We start from the raw sequence: 14,140 nt of genomic DNA, 5'->3' as shown, positions 1-14,140 counted from the left end.
GCTTGCCCGCGAAGCTTTTAGACGAACAACGACAACAGCAGGATGAAGCCCAGGCCCACCACGGACAGGATGGTTTCCATCGCGGTCCAGGTCTTGAAGGTTTCCGCCACGGTCATGTTGAAGTACTGCTTCACCAGCCAGAAACCTGCGTCGTTGACGTGGGACAGGATCAACGAACCGGCACCGGTGGCCAGCACCAGCAGCTCACGGTTCACACCCGGAATCATCCCCACCACCGGCACCACGATGCCCGCGCCAGTAATGGTCGCCACGGTCGCCGAACCGGTCGCGATGCGAATCACCGCCGCCACCAGCCAGGCCAGCAGGATTGGCGAGATCTGTGCATTCACCGCCATGTGGCCGATCACATCACCCACACCGCTGGTCACCAGCATCTGCTTGAAGCCACCACCGGCACCGATGATCAGAATGATCGCGGCGGTCGGCGCAAGGCTCGCATCCAGCAACTTCAAAATCTTGCTGGACCCCATGCCCTGCTTGTGGCCAAAGGTGTACAGCGACAGCAGCAACGCCAGCAGCAGCGCCGAAATCGGGTGACCGATCAAGTCCATGAAGGTGCGGAAGAAATTACCGTCCGGCAGCACCACGTCAGCAAAGGTCTTGAGCAGCATCAGGAACACCGGCAGCAGCACGGTGATCAGAGTGATGTTGAAGCTCGGCAGGTCTTGCGACTCCGATTTGTGGGCCAACTGATCAACCAGTTCCTGATTGGGATGGCCGGGAATGTATTTGGCAATGAAGGTGCCGTAGATCGGACCGGCGATGATGGCGGTCGGCAGCGCAACGATCAGGCCGTACAGAATGGTTTTACCGATGTCGGCACCGAACACGCCGATGGCCAGCAGCGGGCCCGGGTGTGGCGGAACCAGACCGTGTACCGCAGACAGACCGGCCAGCAGCGGGATACCGATCTTGATGATCGACACACCGGTACGCCGGGCGACGATGAACACCAGTGGAATCAGCAGCACGAAGCCGATTTCGAAGAACAGCGGGATGCCGACCAGGAAGGCCGCGAACATCATGGCCCATTGCACCTTGTCCTTGCCGAACGCACGAATCAGCGTCTGGGCAATCTGATCCGCCCCGCCCGATTCGGCCATCATTTTGCCGAGCATGGTGCCCAGCGCCAGGATGATCCCGACGAAACCGAGAACGCCGCCAAAGCCGTCCTGGAACGCCTTGATGACGGTGCCGATCGGCATGCCGGAAGTCAGCCCGAGAAAGGCCGCGGCGATGATCAATGCAATGAAGGGGTGAAACTTGAACTTGGTGATCAGGACGATAAGCCCGATCACCGTGACCACTGCATCGAGCAGCAGAAACGTCTCGTGGGACATGCCAAACATTAGGGGTGTCTCCTGGTTGTTGTTGTTATTGAAGCGGTTATTCAGAGGCCGTCAGGACAGCGCTATCTCTTGGAGCAAAACTCAACTGGCGAGTTTCAAGCCATGATCGAGCCACCAGGCATGAGCCAGCTTCGCCAACTCATCGACGCTGTGGCTGGACGCATCCAGAGCCAGGGTCAGGGGCTCACCAACGGGCGATTCAAGTGTGGCGAACTGGCTGTCGATCAAGGTCGACGGCATGAAGTGGCCCGGCCGATGAGACACACGATCGGCGGCGACTTCGGGGGTCAGCTCAAGGAAAACGAAGCCCAGGCCCGGCAAGGCACTGCGCAAGCGTTCACGGTAACTGTGTTTGAGGGCCGAGCAAGTCAGCACCGGGCGCTCGCCCTTGGCATCGACGCGGCGCAGTTCATCGCACAGGCTGTCGAGCCAGCCGGCACGGTCTTCATCGTTCAGGGGGATACCCGCGCTCATCTTTTCGATATTGGCGGCAGGGTGGAAAGTGTCGCCTTCAATGGCGGTCGCGCCGCTAAGCTGGCACAGGGACTGGCTGACGCACGTCTTGCCGCAACCGGCAACGCCCATGATGACCAGGGCGGTGATGGGATGATTCATGTAACACCTCAGCGCGCAGACAGCGCTACCTTTGCTACGTAAAACTCTAGTGCAAAAGCAGAAGTTGCCGACGCCTTCTTGTCATTTTTGTGGGTTGCAGCATGTTCGTTCTCGATGCCAAAAAAGCGAGGATCAGGCAAACCTCGTTCACGCATTTGCAGCTGCATCGAGACAGCGCTACCTTAGTGCCTTGAATTTTGTTTGGCAAGCCGTCCGATGATTACCCCTAAAAACGATAAAAATACTCGCACCACTGGCCGCCCTACCCTCAACGAAGTCGCGCGCCTGGCCGGTGTCAGCCCGATTACCGCGTCCCGCGCCCTCCGTGGCGTCAGCACGGTGGCCACCGAACTGGTGGAAAAAGTCCAGAAGGCCGCCCTCGACCTGAACTACGTGGTCAACCCCGCCGCCCGCGCCCTGGCCTCGGCCCAGAGCCATTCCGTCGTGGTTTTGGTGCCGTCATTGTCCAACCTGCTGTTCATCGACACGCTGGAAGCCATTCATCAGGTTTTGCGACCAAAGGGCTTCGAAGTGCTGATCGGCAACTTCCATTACTCGCGTGATGAAGAAGAAAACCTGCTGCGCAATTACATGGCTTATCAGCCTCGCGGCTTGCTGTTGACCGGTTTCGACCGCACCGAAAGTTCGCGGCGAATGATCGAGGCCAGCAACATTCCCTGCGTTTACATGATGGAACTGGACAGCGCGGCCGGGCTCAATTGCGTCGGCTTTTCGCAAGTCGCTGCCGGCGAAACGGCGGCTGGGCATTTGCTGTCACGCGGTCGCAAGCGCCTGGCCTACATCGGCGCTCAACTGGACCAGCGCACGCTGCTGCGCGGCGAAGGTTTCCGCCGCGCGCTGCAAAAGGCTGGCTTGTACGATCCGGACCTGGAAGTGCTGACACCACGAGCCTCGTCAGTCGGTCTGGGCGGCGAATTGTTCCTGCAACTGCTCGCTGCCCATCCGGACGTCGATGCGATCTTCTTCGGCAACGACGACCTGGCCCAGGGCGCGTTGCTCGAAGCGTTGCGCTGCGGGATCAAGATCCCCGAACAAGTGGCGATTCTCGGATTCAACGACTTGCCCATGTCCGAACACATGGTCCCGCGCCTGAGCAGCATCAATACTCCGCGCGAAGCCATTGGCCGTCGCTCCGCGGAGCTGATGCTGACCTTGCTGGCCGGCAATTCAGTGACCAAACCGGTGCAGGATATGGGGTTTGAATTGAAGGTGCGCGAGAGCACCTGAAGCACGACCATTCCCATGCTCCGCGTGCTAGATTCCCGATACCTGGAACAGCAAACGGAGTAGCTCAATGGGATATGCGCTGAAGATTTTGGGTAGGGCCTCGTCAATCAACGTCAGAAAAGTCCTGTGGACCTGCGACGAACTGGGTGTTTCCTACGAACGCGAAGACTGGGGCAGCGGCTTCGCATCAACCCAGAGCCCGGAATTTCTCCAGCTCAACCCCAACGCACAGGTGCCGGTGCTCATCGACGAAGCCGGCGTGCTGTGGGAGTCCAATACCATTTGCCGGTACCTGGCCGGTAAACACCAGAACACTGACCTGTTGCCCAGCGAACCGGCGGCCCGCGCTCGCGTGGAGCAGTGGATGGACTGGCAAGCCACCGAGCTCAATCCGTCGTGGGGCTACGCATTTTTTGCGCTGGTCCGGCAATTGCCGAACTTCCAGGACTCGCAGCGGATTGCCGATGGCGTTCGCGGCTGGAACGCAAAAATGGGCATCCTCGAACAGCAACTCGCGGCGACCGGTGCATATGTTGCCGGACCGCAGTTCACACTGGCCGATATCCTCATCGGATTGTCGGTCAACCGCTGGCGGATGACCCCGATGGAACGCCCGAACTACCCCGCCGTCGACGCCTATTGCCAACGCCTGGCGTTGCGACCGGGGTTTATGGCGCATGCTTGCAATGGCGTGCCTTGAATTTTACGTGCACGCTTACCTGACTCGCCCGGCGGCCGACCTCTGCCGCCCGGCGGCAATAGCAATAACGGTAGCAATCAGGTTGTTGACAAGTTTCTTGCTTCATTTTGACTTCGTTGCAACAACTAAAAGGCTTAATTTTCGGAGCTTTTTTTATTTATGACCACCCGTCGGAATCCCTTTCATTGGAACGATAACCTGTAAATTCTGATAGTAGACAGAATAGCTGTCCTGCCGAATCATGAAGTGACTCGCGCCACGATTGTCGCGAGACACTTTCAAGAGAATGGAGGCTAACATGTCAACAAGTACAGTACCGACAAAAAACGAGTCATCTGCAATTAAACCTGCCAATGGAACCGGTACGTTTACCGCAAAGTTCGAACGACCACCTGGTGCGCCGACCTTACCCGACTTCACAGGCAAAGAGTTGAGCGCAGCCCCTAATGCACCACCCCTCCTGACTACACAAATACAAGCTTTCTCCGCCGACTATAACAATTATATGATTTTTAACTTTCCAACTGCACTTGACAATGGCCAGCACCCCATAACACCAACTAATAGCGACACATATATCATCTTCCTAAACTATCGCTACCTTATCAATAGCGAGAAACCTAACACTCTCAATATTACTGTCGATAATGGCGCCTTTAAGGAAAAGGGAGAATACAAAGGTGACTTCAAGTTCATTTCATCGGACCAACAGGGAAGAGAAGTGACGATCACTGGCAACTTCGACTTCACTACCACTCCCACCAAACAGTGAATTCAAACTCCCGCTTAAGAAAACTAACATTTAAGATAACGTCTCACCTGTCATTTTTCTTAAAAGGAGAATTGCACAAATAAAAACATGAATGTCGTCAATACCAATCCCCCCTCAAACAAGGAAACTTACCCGAGGGGGGATTAACCTGCTGATTATCTGAAACATCTAATTGGATTACTTGATGACTGGCGGGTTCGGATCGCTGATGCGTATCTGTTTACGGTGTTGCGCTGGACGCAGGTGTTTGGCATCGATTTGAATCAGTGGCCGGCGTTGGCTGCGGAATTGGTATAAGGCGTCAGATCAATCGCGAGCAGGCTCGCTCCCACAGGGAATTTATGTCAGCCCACCCATTTGTGACCGACATTTACCCAATGTGGGAGCGAGCCTGCTCGCGATAGCGGTGGTTCATGCACCATAGAAATACCAGGCGAACTTACAAACTCTCACTCACCTTCGTAGCCACCTCCCCCGGCACCCAAACCTTCCACACCTGCGGCTGATCGCGCAAAAACGCTTCGGCCACCTGACGCGGTTGCTGGCGTTTTTCGCTCATCTGCCCGAGGGTCTGGTTCAGCAGATCAATCGGTAAATCGACCTTTTCGAAGAACGCCACCAGGTCCGGGTACTGCGCCTTGAACGGTGCCGACACACCGATGGCCAGGCTGGCCGGCATCGATCGCGTGCCCTTGGGGTTCGGGTTGCTGGCATCGGCCAGGGTCTTCCAGGCTTGCGCATCGAATGGCGGTTCTTCGAGTTTCACCAGCTTGAAGCGGCCCAACAGTGGCGTCGGCGACCAGTAGTAAAACAGCACCGGTTTGCCACGGCGGATCGATGAAGCGACCTCGGCATCCAGCGCGGCGCCGGAACCGGTGCGGAAGTTGACGTAGCTGGCAGTCAGGTCATAAGCCTTGAGTTTCTGGCTGTTGACGATCTCCGACGTCCAACCGGTCGGGCTGTTGAGGAAACGTCCGCGGCTTGGGTCTTCCGGGTCACGGAACACGTCCTTGTAGCGCGCCAGGTCGGCGACGGATTTCAGCTCCGGCGCCAAAGGTTTAATGCCGCGTTCCGGGTCCCCCTTGATCACATATTCCGGCACCCACCAACCTTCGGTGGCGCCTTTGACCGTGTCGCCCAAACCAAACACTTTGCCCTCCGATGCCGCCTTGACCCAGGCCGGACTGCGCCCCGCCCACTCTTCGCCAATCACTTGAATGTCGTTCTTGGCCAACGCGGCTTCGAGGCTGACGGTACTGCCCGGCAATGTGTCGGTCGGGTAGCCGTAACCTTTCTCGACGATCAACCTCAGGATCTCGGTGATCAGGCTGCCACTTTCCCAGGTGATGTCACCGAAGTGGATGGGCGTGGTTTTTTCTGCTGCTGGAACGTGCCCAGCCACAAGGCTCAGGGCCAGCAGCGAACTGCCAAGCAGGGTTTTGATCGATCTCATGCGGACCTCTGGGTCAGGGGTGGTCGGTTCAAGGGTTCGTTGGCGCTGTGCTGGGTGCACAGTGCCTGGGAGCGGGTCATGTAGACGCTGACCGAGCGCAGGGAAATGCCCAGTTCGGCGGCGATTTGGGGGTAGGTCAGGCCGTCGATTCGCGACAACAGGAACGTTGCCCTGACCTTGCCCGGCAGGCGCTCGAGGGTTTGATCAAGGCGTGTCAGGGCCTGGGAAAACTGCGCCAGATCTTCAGGCGATGGCCCGCCGAACGGGTCAATCGGCGATAGCTGATCGAGGTGCTGGCGTTCCAGATCGCGACGACGCCACAGCTGATAAATCAACCGATGGGCAATGGTGGTGAGTAAGGCGCGAGGTTCGCGAATGGGCGTCAGGCCTGGTGATTCGAGCAATTGCACGAAGGTCTCGGCAGCGATGTCTTCGACACTGGGACTGGCCCCCAGGTATCGGCGCAGCCGTGTGCACAGCCAGGCGTAGTGGGCGCGGAACAATCCGCCCACATCGTTGCGATGGGAAAGGTCGGCGCCGGACATAGAGGCTCCATGGGTTAGGGGTCGCTGAATGTCCGGTGATCCGGTGGCGCAATCCTAGCAAGGAGCCTTATTCATTAATAATACTTAAAATGCATTTTTATATTCCATTTTTGAATTTAAGATATAGGTTGATCAGGCCATCGCTTTCGCGGGCAAGCCTCGCTCCTACAGGACCGAGTCGATCCGCGATGGTGGGTTCGATATAAACCCTGTAGGAGCGAGGCTTGCCCGCGAACAATCCTTCAGTCAACGCAACCGCCCGTACCCCAGCGCTTCGGCCTCCTGCTGATAATCGAGAATGACCTGATAGTCGCTTTCGGTGGCCGGCAGCACTTCTTGCAGGCCGAGGATTTCCGCGACCTCGGGCAGCTCCTTCAACGTCTGATTCATCACCCGTCGAAGCTGTTCAGCCTGCTCATCGGTGGTGCCAGCGGCTGCGATGTAGGGCAACGTCGGGCTGAACGCCGTGCGCGCCAACACGCGCAGGCCCGTGACCTCCGCCTGGGCATGCTGCGCCAGATAGGCGAAGGTCACGCTGTCGATGGCGGCCAGGTCTGCCAAGTCATCACGCAGCCAACGCAGGCTTTCGCGGTGGCTGCCACTGATGGCGACACTGGCAAAAAACTGCCCGTCGTGGTGCAGCGGCGCCAGTCGGTGACGCAACAGGTTCATGCCACTGTTGGAGTCTTCACCGTTGATCACACCGCGACTGCCCCGCAAGGCCGACAAGGTCCATCGAGGATCATCGGCACGCGTCAATAACAGGCTGCAATGGTTACCGCCGTTGCTGTCCGGGAGTTCGTAACGAGGACGACCGATGACCCGGACGCGACCGCGTAAAGCCGTCATCAAGGGATAGCCGCAAGTCTGGGTCAGCAGCAGGCGCGGGGACAGCCAGAGGTCCATCAGCGACAGCCCTTCGGCAGCGAGGCGAGTGCTGCCGAGCTGTTCGAGAATCCGCGCCAGCCAACGCTCGTTGGCCTGGCGGATCGGCTCGGGGGCGATGTACATCAGCAATTCAGCGAGGTGTTGTGCCATCAAAGTCTCCCTACAACAAAAAACCAGTGTGGGAGCGAGCCTGCTCGCGATGGCGGTGTGATTGGCAACATCAATGTTGGATGTAATGGCCTCATCGCGAGCAGGCTCGCTCCCACAGGGGGAACGCGTTCGCAATCAGTGGAACGGGTGTTTCGGGCTATCAATGGCTTTCACTCCATTTTCTCGCCACAACTGAGCATAACCCTGCACCAGAAACCCGCCACTGCGCGCCAGCCATTGCTCGCGGCGCGCACGATAGGCCCTCGGCAAGTCGTACCAGGGCAGACCCGGCAAGTCGTGGTGCACCAGGTGCAAGTTGAGGTTCAGGAACAGCCAGCGCCACGGCCATGCCGCTTCGTTGATGACGGTGCGTTGCTCGGGTTGCATGTGGGGACGGTGTTCATAGTAGGAGCGGATCATCGCAATCGACAGCGCCGGCACGCTGATCAGCAACAGGTAATGCCAGACCGGCAGCACGCTATAGCGCGCGATGAACGTCAGCATCAGCAGCATCAGCGCACCGTGGGTCAGCCACATCAACCAGGCCTGGTGCTCACCCGCTTTTAGCCGTTGCAGCTCTTCGCGGGCCAGCGCCAGCAAGGCCAGTGGCGCACCGAGGACAAAGCGCCCGAGCACGGTTTTGTTCAGCCAGTGCAGGCCTCGTTCGAACGGTGAACGGCGCTGCCACTGTTCAGCGCTCAGGTAACGGCTTTCCGGATCGCGACCGGGGACGGTCAGGTCTTCATCGCGGTGATGCAACAAATGACTGTCGCGGTACAAGGTGTAGGGATACCAGACCGCGAACGGCGCATAACCGAGGACTTTGTTCAGCATTTGCCAACGGGTGGGATGGCCGTGCAGCAATTCGTGCTGCACCGACAACCACAACACCAACAGTGGAATCAGCAGCAACGTGCTCCACCAGAGCCCCAATCGGGCGCTGCCCAGGACAATGCTGAACCAGCTGACGTACACGCCGATCAACAGCAGCCAGGTTGGCCACTCGGTGCGAGCGGTCAGGCGTTGGCGCAGGGTTTCGATTTCTTCACGGTGGGCAGCATCAAAATAATGGGGCATGGCTTTGCTCAGAACGGGAACCAGTCCCCCTCTGTGCAACGGCGCAGGGATTTCTTGCAGATTATCTGGTTATTTCGATAGGCATAAAAACAAGGAGCCCGAGGACTCGGGCTCCGTTGACGCGGGATCAGTGGCCGAACACACCCACCTTCTTGGCCTTCTTGTCCGCACGCTTTTCATCGGCGGTTTTAGCCGGTTTTTTCTTTGCCGCTTTCTTTGAATCCATGCCTTTGGCCATGATACATACTCCACTCATACGGGACGTGAGATCAGGTATACACCTATCGCGGCGCCCGCGTTCTTTTATAATCACCCGCTTTGCGCACCGACAGTCCAGGCCCATGCCCAACACCCAGTACACCTTGCTCGACGAGCCGTTATGGCCGTTGATGAACAAGTTTTACCGCGCCCACCAGTCGTCGATGAAAGCGGTTCGCGACGCTCAATTGTGGGTCGCAAAACGCGAAGAGATCATCGCGGCGTTATGTTTGCGGCCCGTGGCCGGCGGGCATTGGCTGACCGGGCTGTTCGTCGCCCCGAGCTGTCGCGAACAAGGGATCGCCGCGGCGTTGATCGCCCACGCCGTCAAGCATCTCGAAGAGCCGGTCTGGTTGTTCTGCCATCCGGATTTACGTGGCTTTTATGAGCGCCGCGGCTTTACGTTCGACCCACCCCTGCCCTACGCCATGGCTGAACGCTTGAGCCGTTACGCGCGCAGCAAACCGATGATTGCGATGGGTTTTGAACCGGCCAGATAAAGCCCTAAAAGGCTTATGAAGAGATCACCTGTGGGAGCGAGCCTGCTCGCGATAGCGGTGTATCAGTCACCATCAATGTTGACTGTCAGGGCCTCATCGCGAGCAGGCTCGCTCCCACATTGGTTTTGAGGTGTTTTCGAATCAGTCATCCGCCGCAGGATCAAGGTCCGGGAACATCACCTCGGTAAACCCGAATTTGCTGAAATCACTGATGCGCGACGGGTACAGCCGGCCGATCAGGTGATCGCACTCATGCTGCACCACCCGCGCATGAAACCCCGAAGCAATGCGTACGATCGGCTCGCCCTTGGGATCGAAGCCTTCATAACGAATCTGTTGATAACGATCCACCGCGCCGCGCAGGCCCGGCACTGACAGGCAGCCTTCGAAACCCTCTTCGAGAGTCGGGCTTAATGGCGTGATCAGCGGATTGATCAGAATCGTCTGCGGCACCGCTTCGGCGTCCGGATAGCGTTCGCTGTGTTCGAAACCAAAGATCACCAGTTGCAGGTCGACACCGATCTGCGGCGCGGCCAGGCCGACTCCGCCGACGCTTTCCATGGTCTGGAACATGTCGTCGATCAGTTGCCACAACTCGGGGCTGTCGAACATTTCTGCCGGTACCGGTGGAGCAATACGCAGCAGGCGTTCATCGCCCATTTTCAGAATTTCACGGATCATTTTATGACTTCGTCAGTGGTCGGCTTGAGCGAGTGATCCCGTCCCAGTCCCGAAACGTGTTGTTTGGGTTCTTCGGTCACCGTTTCGCCAGGTTTCTTGCCTTCGGATGACATGTGCTCGATCACCGCGTTCATTTCCGCGCCGAGCAACAGCACCGCGGCGGAAATATAGAAGTACAGCAACAACACGATGATCGCGCCGATACTGCCATACATGGCGTTGTAGTTGGCGAAGGTTTTGACGTAGAGGCCGAAGCCCAGCGAAGCGATAATCCAGACCACCACGGACAACACCGCACCCGGGGTGATGAAGCGAAAATCTTGTTTGACGTCGGGCATGACGTAGTAAATCAGCGCCACCGCCATCATCAGCAGAATCACCACCACCGGCCAGCGGACGATGGTCCAGACAGTCACAATGAAATCTTCGAGGCCCACTTGCGCGGCGATCCAGCTCATCACCTGCGGCCCGAGCACCATCAGCGCGGCGGCGATCAGCAACATGCCGGCGATGCCGATGGTGTAGAAAATCGACAGCGGAAAGCGCTTCCAGATCGGACGGCGCTCGACCACGTCGTACGCGGCGTTCATCGCGCTCATCATCAGCCGCACACCGGCAGATGCGGTCCACAGGGCAATCACGATACCCACCGAGAGCAAGCCGCCCTTGGATTGCTGGAGCTGGTCGATCACCGGGTTCACCTGTTCCAGCGCCTGGGGTGGCAGGACCAGTTCCGATTGCAGGCGCAGCCAGGAGAAGAAGTCCGGCAAGTGCAGAAAACCGATCAAGGCGATCAGGAACAGGATGAAAGGGAACAGCGAGAAAAGCATCTGATAGGCCAGCGCCGAGGCATAGGTCGACATCTCATCGTCGACGAACTCGGTGATCGTGCGCATCATCACCCGATGCAGGGGCAAACCTTTCATGGTCGGAAAAAACATTAGCGTCTCCTTTCGCCGCAAAAAGGTTGAAGTCATGGCGACTCAGGGGCCGTTTTCTACAACAAAGTAGCGTACTTGGCGACTTTGAAACAATTTCCTTGCTCAAGTTCAAGCTGACACAGAAACGGCCATCCGCGGATGGCCGTTTCTATTACTCGTCAAAGCCCGGATTATGCCTTGTCGATGCCTTTTTTAAGAGCATCCTTGATTTTGCCGACTGCTTGCTGGTTTTCGCCTTTCCTCTCCTGCGCCACGCCTTCGGAGCGCAGTTTTTCGTTGCCGGTGGCCTTGCCGACGCCTTGCTTGACGTTGCCGGCCGCTTCGTTTGCCATACCTTTAACTTTATCGCCAGTGCTGCTCATGGCCGTTCTCCTGTGAACATTTCAACGGGGAAAGTGGTTACACAAGGATTGACCGGGGGCCTTTGCGCGGAGTTTCATTTATTTATTAACCGGAGATTTCGCAGGTTAGGCTTTATGTTTGCAGGCTTTGCCCCGAGAATGCGCAACGTATTCAGGCCATGGCGCTGAAGATCCAATCCCGTAGGAACGTTATGAAACTCGATAAAAAACTGGCCATCGCCCGCAGAAACCAGGAACTCGGCGGCGCTGTGCTTGGCGTCAACAACTGCCATTTCACCGAATTGAACCGCAACCGCAATATCTTCTGGTTCGATATTCCGGTCGCGCGCCTGGCCGTTGGTCAGTACGAATGGATTCACTTGCTGATGCACACCCCGGATACCGACGAACTGCTGCACTTGAAAGTGCCGACGGTGTTCCTGCGCGAGAAGCTGGAAGGCCTGGTGGTGCGCAACCAAGGCAAGCGCAAGGCAGCCCTGAGCCTGGAACTGAGCGCCGACAAGGACTCCTACCTGCAAGACATGCGCCCGGCCGGCACCAACGTCAATTTCGCGCAGTTCCGCCAGTAAGTCCCCCTGTGGCGAGGGGGCTTGCCCCCGTTGGGCTGCGAAGCGGCCCCAAAACCTGCAACAGCGTTCCATCCGGCACACCGCGCTTGCCGGATTTACGACTGCTTCGCAATCGAACGGGGGCAAGCCCCCTCGCCACAAAAGCGTTCTTGATACCTCTTTAAACAAGAAGCCCCGCATCGGCGGGGCTTTTGTTTGACTAGGCGCTGACTTTCTTCACGCCCAGTTTCTTCAGCTCTTCGTCGCGCAGTTCGCGGCGCAGGATCTTGCCAACGTTGGTGGTTGGCAGCGCGTCGCGGAACTCCACGGCTTTCGGCACCTTGTAGCCGGTGACGTTGGCGCGCATGTGCTCCATCACCTGTTCCTTGGTCAGGGTCACACCCGGTTTGACGACGATGAAAATCTTGATCGCCTCACCCGACTTCTCGTCCGGCACGCCGATGGCCGCGCATTGCAGCACGCCCGGCAGGGTCGCCAGCACATCTTCCAGTTCGTTGGGGTACACGTTGAAACCGGAGACCAGGATCATGTCTTTCTTGCGATCGACAATGCGCATGTAACCGTCTGGCTGGATCAGCGCAATGTCACCGGTCTTCAACCAGCCTTCGCTGTCGAGGATTTCATCGGTGGCGTCCTGACGCTGCCAGTAGCCCTTCATGACTTGCGGGCCTTTCACACACAGTTCACCGATGGCGCCCAATGGCTGTTCAACACCGGCATCGTCGATGACTTTGCACAGGGTCGATGGCACCGGAATACCGATGGTGCCGATCTGGATGTTCTGGCTCGGGTTCACCGTGGCCACCGGGCTGGTTTCGGTCATGCCGTAACCTTCGCAGATCGGGCAACCGGTGACCGCTTTCCAGCGTTCAGCCGCAGCCAGCTGCAAGGCCATGCCACCAGACAGGGTGATTTTCAGATTCGAGAAATCCAGCTTGCGGAACGCTTCGTTGTTGCACAACGCGACGAACAGCGTGTTCAGGCCGACAAAACCGCTGAACTTCCACTTCGACAGTTCCTTGACCATCGCCGTCAGATCGCGCGGGTTGCTGATCAGGATGTTGTGGTTGCCGATCAGCATCATCGCCATGCAATGAAAGGTGAAGGCATAGATGTGGTACAGCGGCAGCGGAGTGATCAGGATCTCGCAACCTTCGTTGAGGTTGGAGCCCATCAGCGCCTTGCACTGCAGCATGTTCGCCACCAGGTTGCGGTGGGTCAGCATCGCACCCTTGGCCACGCCGGTGGTGCCGCCAGTGTATTGGAGCACGGCAACGTCGCTGCTGGCCGGATTGGCTTCAGCCACTGGCTGGCCATGGCCCTTGCTCAGCACGTCATTGAACTTGATGGCCTTGGGCAAGTGATACGCCGGGACCATCTTCTTCACGTACTTGATGACACTGTTGACCAGCAGGCGCTTGAGCGGCGGCAGCAGGTCGGCCACTTCAGTGACGATCACGTGCTTGACGCCGGTTTTCGGCACGACGGTCTGGGCCAGATGCGCCATGTTGGCCAGGCAGACCAGGGCCTTGGCACCGGAGTCGTTGAATTGGTGTTCCATTTCCCGCGCGGTATACAACGGGTTGGTGTTGACCACGATCAGCCCGGCGCGGATCGCACCGAAGACAGCAACCGGGTATTGCAACAGGTTGGGCAGTTGCACGGCGATTCGATCGCCGGGTTGCAAATCGGTATGCTGTTGCAGGTAAGCGGCAAAGGCACCGGACAATTCGTACAGCTCACCGTAGGTGATTGTCTTGCCCAGGTTGCTGAATGCCGGTTTGTCAGCGAAGCGTTGGCAGGATTGCTTCAACACTGCCTGAATATTCGGATACTCGTCTGGATTGATCTCGGCAGCAATTCCAGCTGGGTACTTATCCTTCCAAAAGTCTTCGATCATGGAAGCCCACTCCTCAGCAACGCGAATTCAAATACCGCATTTGGTGCGATTATTATTGGTGTGTGTTTTTGGTGAGTCTGGCTTTTAACATAGGCCGAGAAGTCACAAAGC

The 14,140-nt window shown here is 57.7% G+C and carries 15 protein-coding genes and 1 pseudogene; 6 read left to right on the top strand and 10 right to left on the bottom strand.

Features of this window, described 5'->3' with window-relative positions:
* Positions 1 to 17: 17 nt before the first annotated feature.
* Positions 18 to 1,370, bottom strand: a complete 1,353-nt coding sequence (locus tag PMI30_RS16095) for a GntP family permease (protein WP_008009507.1) — start codon at positions 1,368 to 1,370, stop codon at positions 18 to 20.
* Between the two features lie 81 nt (positions 1,371 to 1,451).
* A complete protein-coding gene (locus tag PMI30_RS16100) occupies positions 1,452 to 1,985 on the bottom strand; it encodes a gluconokinase (protein ID WP_008009505.1) in 534 nt (177 codons plus the stop codon).
* Positions 1,986 to 2,201: 216 nt separating this feature from the next.
* On the opposite strand from PMI30_RS16100, the gene PMI30_RS16105 reads away from it, so the two are divergent.
* The 4 genes and pseudogenes from PMI30_RS16105 to PMI30_RS31695 all read left to right on the top strand — a co-directional run.
* The gene (locus PMI30_RS16105) at positions 2,202 to 3,233 is read left to right on the top strand and encodes a LacI family DNA-binding transcriptional regulator (protein WP_008009503.1); all 1,032 of its coding nucleotides are present in this window, start codon (positions 2,202 to 2,204) and stop codon (positions 3,231 to 3,233) included.
* A 67-nt stretch (positions 3,234 to 3,300) separates the two neighbouring features.
* Complete coding sequence (locus PMI30_RS16110) at positions 3,301 to 3,933, top strand: glutathione S-transferase family protein (RefSeq protein WP_008009501.1); 633 nt, start codon at positions 3,301 to 3,303, stop codon at positions 3,931 to 3,933.
* Positions 3,934 to 4,231: 298 nt separating this feature from the next.
* On the top strand, positions 4,232 to 4,705 hold the full coding sequence (locus PMI30_RS16115; protein WP_008009499.1) for a hypothetical protein: 474 nt from the start codon (positions 4,232 to 4,234) through the stop codon (positions 4,703 to 4,705).
* Positions 4,706 to 4,880: 175 nt separating this feature from the next.
* Positions 4,881 to 5,002: pseudogene (locus tag PMI30_RS31695) on the top strand (glutathione transferase GstA); the annotation flags it as partial.
* Between the two features lie 142 nt (positions 5,003 to 5,144).
* Here PMI30_RS31695 and PMI30_RS16120 read toward each other — a convergent pair.
* The 4 genes from PMI30_RS16120 to PMI30_RS16135 all read right to left on the bottom strand — a co-directional run bounded on the left by PMI30_RS16120 (position 5,145) and on the right by PMI30_RS16135 (position 8,818).
* Positions 5,145 to 6,158, bottom strand: a complete 1,014-nt coding sequence (locus PMI30_RS16120; protein ID WP_008009497.1) for an ABC transporter substrate-binding protein — start codon at positions 6,156 to 6,158, stop codon at positions 5,145 to 5,147.
* Positions 6,155 to 6,703: a sigma-70 family RNA polymerase sigma factor gene (locus PMI30_RS16125; protein WP_008009495.1), complete on the bottom strand. Its 549-nt coding sequence runs from the start codon at positions 6,701 to 6,703 to the stop codon at positions 6,155 to 6,157. The genes PMI30_RS16120 and PMI30_RS16125 overlap by 4 nt, the downstream gene beginning before the upstream one ends.
* Positions 6,704 to 6,949: 246 nt before the next feature.
* Positions 6,950 to 7,741 (bottom strand): phosphate/phosphite/phosphonate ABC transporter substrate-binding protein, encoded by a 792-nt coding sequence (locus PMI30_RS16130; RefSeq protein WP_008009494.1) that lies wholly within the window; start codon positions 7,739 to 7,741, stop codon positions 6,950 to 6,952.
* A 135-nt stretch (positions 7,742 to 7,876) separates the two neighbouring features.
* Positions 7,877 to 8,818 carry a fatty acid desaturase gene (locus tag PMI30_RS16135; protein ID WP_008009491.1) on the bottom strand — a complete coding sequence of 314 codons (942 nt, stop codon included), beginning with the start codon at positions 8,816 to 8,818 and terminating at the stop codon, positions 7,877 to 7,879.
* A 341-nt stretch (positions 8,819 to 9,159) separates the two neighbouring features.
* Between PMI30_RS16135 and PMI30_RS16140 the strand changes: the two genes are divergently transcribed.
* Positions 9,160 to 9,576, top strand: a complete 417-nt coding sequence (locus tag PMI30_RS16140) for a GNAT family N-acetyltransferase (protein ID WP_008009489.1) — start codon at positions 9,160 to 9,162, stop codon at positions 9,574 to 9,576.
* 141 nt (positions 9,577 to 9,717) lie between these two features.
* Here the strand turns inward: PMI30_RS16140 and def are convergent, their stop codons facing one another.
* The 3 genes from def to PMI30_RS16155 form a co-directional block, all read right to left on the bottom strand.
* On the bottom strand, positions 9,718 to 10,257 hold the full coding sequence (gene def, locus PMI30_RS16145; RefSeq protein WP_008009487.1) for a peptide deformylase: 540 nt from the start codon (positions 10,255 to 10,257) through the stop codon (positions 9,718 to 9,720).
* Positions 10,254 to 11,198, bottom strand: a complete 945-nt coding sequence (locus PMI30_RS16150; protein ID WP_008009484.1) for a YihY/virulence factor BrkB family protein — start codon at positions 11,196 to 11,198, stop codon at positions 10,254 to 10,256. Before PMI30_RS16150 ends, def begins: the two co-directional genes overlap by 4 nt.
* A gap of 170 nt (positions 11,199 to 11,368) precedes the next feature.
* Complete coding sequence (locus PMI30_RS16155; protein ID WP_007902415.1) at positions 11,369 to 11,560, bottom strand: CsbD family protein; 192 nt, start codon at positions 11,558 to 11,560, stop codon at positions 11,369 to 11,371.
* 191 nt (positions 11,561 to 11,751) lie between these two features.
* On the opposite strand from PMI30_RS16155, the gene PMI30_RS16160 reads away from it, so the two are divergent.
* Complete coding sequence (locus tag PMI30_RS16160) at positions 11,752 to 12,129, top strand: hypothetical protein (RefSeq protein WP_007902414.1); 378 nt, start codon at positions 11,752 to 11,754, stop codon at positions 12,127 to 12,129.
* A gap of 199 nt (positions 12,130 to 12,328) precedes the next feature.
* Here the strand turns inward: PMI30_RS16160 and fadD1 are convergent, their stop codons facing one another.
* Positions 12,329 to 14,029 (bottom strand): long-chain-fatty-acid--CoA ligase FadD1, encoded by a 1,701-nt coding sequence (fadD1, locus tag PMI30_RS16165; RefSeq protein WP_008009481.1) that lies wholly within the window; start codon positions 14,027 to 14,029, stop codon positions 12,329 to 12,331.
* Between the last annotated feature and the right edge of the window lie 111 nt (positions 14,030 to 14,140).

The organism is Pseudomonas sp. GM50 (assembly GCF_000282375.1).
GTDB lineage: Bacteria > Pseudomonadota > Gammaproteobacteria > Pseudomonadales > Pseudomonadaceae > Aquipseudomonas.
This window is presented reverse-complemented; position numbering and strand designations above follow the sequence as displayed.

What these genes read in the sequence shown, in the direction of transcription:
- PMI30_RS16155 (WP_007902415.1), bottom strand. Translation starts at nt 11,560, where the DNA reads ATGAGCAGCACTGGCGATAAAGTTAAAGGTATGGCAAACGAAGCGGCC.
- PMI30_RS16110 (WP_008009501.1), top strand. Translation starts at nt 3,301, where the DNA reads ATGGGATATGCGCTGAAGATTTTGGGTAGGGCCTCGTCAATCAACGTC.
- PMI30_RS16125 (WP_008009495.1), bottom strand. Translation starts at nt 6,703, where the DNA reads ATGTCCGGCGCCGACCTTTCCCATCGCAACGATGTGGGCGGATTGTTC.
- PMI30_RS16150 (WP_008009484.1), bottom strand. Translation starts at nt 11,198, where the DNA reads ATGTTTTTTCCGACCATGAAAGGTTTGCCCCTGCATCGGGTGATGATG.
- PMI30_RS16120 (WP_008009497.1), bottom strand. Translation starts at nt 6,158, where the DNA reads ATGAGATCGATCAAAACCCTGCTTGGCAGTTCGCTGCTGGCCCTGAGC.
- PMI30_RS16130 (WP_008009494.1), bottom strand. Translation starts at nt 7,741, where the DNA reads ATGGCACAACACCTCGCTGAATTGCTGATGTACATCGCCCCCGAGCCG.
- PMI30_RS16105 (WP_008009503.1), top strand. Translation starts at nt 2,202, where the DNA reads ATGATTACCCCTAAAAACGATAAAAATACTCGCACCACTGGCCGCCCT.
- PMI30_RS16160 (WP_007902414.1), top strand. Translation starts at nt 11,752, where the DNA reads ATGAAACTCGATAAAAAACTGGCCATCGCCCGCAGAAACCAGGAACTC.
- def (WP_008009487.1), bottom strand. Translation starts at nt 10,257, where the DNA reads ATGATCCGTGAAATTCTGAAAATGGGCGATGAACGCCTGCTGCGTATT.
- PMI30_RS16100 (WP_008009505.1), bottom strand. Translation starts at nt 1,985, where the DNA reads ATGAATCATCCCATCACCGCCCTGGTCATCATGGGCGTTGCCGGTTGC.
- PMI30_RS16115 (WP_008009499.1), top strand. Translation starts at nt 4,232, where the DNA reads ATGTCAACAAGTACAGTACCGACAAAAAACGAGTCATCTGCAATTAAA.
- PMI30_RS16135 (WP_008009491.1), bottom strand. Translation starts at nt 8,818, where the DNA reads ATGCCCCATTATTTTGATGCTGCCCACCGTGAAGAAATCGAAACCCTG.
- fadD1 (WP_008009481.1), bottom strand. Translation starts at nt 14,029, where the DNA reads ATGATCGAAGACTTTTGGAAGGATAAGTACCCAGCTGGAATTGCTGCC.
- PMI30_RS16140 (WP_008009489.1), top strand. Translation starts at nt 9,160, where the DNA reads ATGCCCAACACCCAGTACACCTTGCTCGACGAGCCGTTATGGCCGTTG.
- PMI30_RS16095 (WP_008009507.1), bottom strand. Translation starts at nt 1,370, where the DNA reads ATGTTTGGCATGTCCCACGAGACGTTTCTGCTGCTCGATGCAGTGGTC.